Source organism: Acinetobacter entericus (genome assembly GCF_026168575.1).
Classification (GTDB): domain Bacteria; phylum Pseudomonadota; class Gammaproteobacteria; order Pseudomonadales; family Moraxellaceae; genus Acinetobacter; species Acinetobacter bouvetii.
This window is the reverse complement of record NZ_JAPEQW010000084.1, coordinates 1-2,271: the sequence shown is the minus strand read 5'-3', so window position 1 is coordinate 2,271 and position 2,271 is coordinate 1. Positions and strand designations below refer to the sequence as shown.

Here is a 2,271-nt window from a genome sequence, read left to right as displayed (position 1 = left end):
TGACTGGATTCGTCATGTGGATACAACCTATTACCTGTTGGGTACTGGCGCAGGCCCTCACCCATATCCGACGATGGTCAGAGAATTTCAGAAAATTATTGGTCTAGAAGCCAGAAACCAAATACTCCTGAAAGAAAATAGGCTGCCTGATGCTCTAGTTGCTTGCGTGGGTGGGGGATCAAATGCACTAGGGTTGATGCATCCTNAATTTCAGAAAATTATTGGTCTAGAAGCCAGAAACCAAATACTCCTGAAAGAAAATAGGCTGCCTGATGCTCTAGTTGCTTGCGTGGGTGGGGGATCAAATGCACTAGGGTTGATGCATCCTTTTCTAGAAGACCTGAATGTCAAAATGTTTGGCGTTGAGGCAGGTGGAAAAGGAATAAATAGCGATGAACATGCCGCCTCTATTTGCAAGGGTCAAGTCGGTGTGCTGCATGGCAATTTAACTTATTTATTACAAGATTCAGATGGGCAGATTTTAGAGGGGCACTCTATATCAGCTGGCTTAGATTATCCTGGTGTTGGTCCTGAGCATGGTCTTCTGTTTGAAACAGGACGTGTGATATATACGGCGATCACCGATCAAGAAGCGGTAAATGCATTTCAGCTTTTAAGCCAACAGGAGGGCATTATTCCTGCGCTTGAGAGTTCTCATGCGATTGCATATGCGATTCAACTTGCTCAAGAAATGCAGCCAGAACAGATCAATATTGTCAATTTAATTGGTAGAGGAGACAAAGACTAAAACACGGTCAAAAAATATCTTGCAGGAGCTACAGCATGAACCGTCTAGATCAAAAATTAGAGCAATTGAAACTGGAATATCGAAGCGGTCTGGTCTGTTATTTTACTGCTGGAGATCCTAATTTTACAGAAAGTTGTCGTCTGTTAAGCCAATTGGGTCAAGCAGGGGCTGACATTATTGAAGTGGGTATTCCATTTTCTGATCCAGTGGCAGATGGAGAGATCATTCAGGCAGCGCATCTTCGGGCTTTAGATGCAGGTCAAACGGTAAAACAGACCATTGAGTTGGTAAAAGTAATCAGGCTGCATGATGACCAGACACCAATAATTTTCATGACTTATTTAAATCCGATTATGCAATATGGTTTTGAGACACTTATCGCTGAAACAGAAAATCTTATAGATGGAATATTGATTTTAGATGCTCCATATGGATATCGAGAAAAATTTGAGGTGCAATTAAATGAAAAAAATATGCATTTAATTGCAATGACCGCGCCGACGACCCCAGTTGAAAGGTTAGAGCAAATTTCAGCGCGCGCGACAGGTTTTTTATATCATGTTGCAGAAAATGGCTTAACAGGAGGAGACTTCAATATATCTAATCTTGAGAAAAAGATAACTGAAATTAAGCCAATTTTTAATATTCCAGTTGCAATTGGCTTTGGGATCAAAAATGAAAGCCATGTTAAAGCACTAGCCAATAAAGTAGATCTTATTATCATTGGCTCAGCGCTTGTCGATACTTTTTTTAATAAGGGAATGAATGCTACTTTAGAAAAAGTGACGGTTTTTGCACAGATACTGAGACAAAATAAAGAATAGTCAGGCAGCTTTCATAAATCTTCTTTAAAACCATAATTGAATATAAAACAATATTTTATCTTGTCCTTCTCCCGAAAGGGAGATGGAACTTTATACGTGGATATTTTTCTAAAAGTGATCGCTTTTTAAAAATCACTATTATCATATATATGTGACATGCGTTTTTGCTTTGTTTCAAGATAAGCTTTGTTAAAGATATTTAAACCAACTTTTAAAGGAATACGTTCAACAACATTAATTCCTAAATCAGTTAAAGATTTAATTTTAAGGGGATTATTTGTAATGAGTTTTACATTCTTTATTTTTAAATAATCTAACATAATGGTACACATATCATATTTACGAGCATCTGCTGGTAAATTTAATAATAAATTGGCGTCAAGAGTATCATGTCCTTGGTCTTGAAGGGCGTAAGCTCGAATTTTATTGGTTAGTCCTATGCCGCGACCTTCTTGGCGCAAGTATAAGATCACACCTTGACCTGCATCATGAATCATTTTCATGGTTGAATGTAATTGGGGGCCACAATCACATTTGAGTGATCCAAAAGCGTCACCTGTTAAGCACTCTGAATGAATTCTAACGAGTACAGGTTGATTAGAAATAGTACCCATGCCTTTGGCAAGAGCAATATGTTCTTCACCAGTACTTTGGTCTTGAAATGCTATAATTTCAAAATCGCCAAATGCAGTAGGTAAC

At 38.2% G+C, this 2,271-nt stretch carries 3 protein-coding genes; 2 read left to right on the top strand and 1 reads right to left on the bottom strand.

Features of this window, described 5'->3' with window-relative positions; all coding sequences use genetic code 11:
* Both OKC24_RS19535 and trpA read left to right on the top strand, forming a co-directional pair.
* Window positions 1-748 (top strand): pyridoxal-phosphate dependent enzyme (locus OKC24_RS19535; RefSeq protein ID WP_265466273.1); only part of this gene is annotated, 748 nt, incomplete at its 5' end.
* A 35-nt stretch (window positions 749-783) separates the two neighbouring features.
* Complete coding sequence (gene trpA / locus OKC24_RS19530) at window positions 784-1,572, top strand: tryptophan synthase subunit alpha (protein WP_265466272.1); 789 nt, start codon at window positions 784-786, stop codon at window positions 1,570-1,572.
* 125 nt (window positions 1,573-1,697) lie between these two features.
* On the opposite strand, the gene ribA is transcribed toward trpA, so the two are convergent.
* On the bottom strand, window positions 1,698-2,271 hold a 574-nt coding region (ribA, locus tag OKC24_RS19525; RefSeq protein WP_265466271.1), incomplete at its 5' end, for a GTP cyclohydrolase II.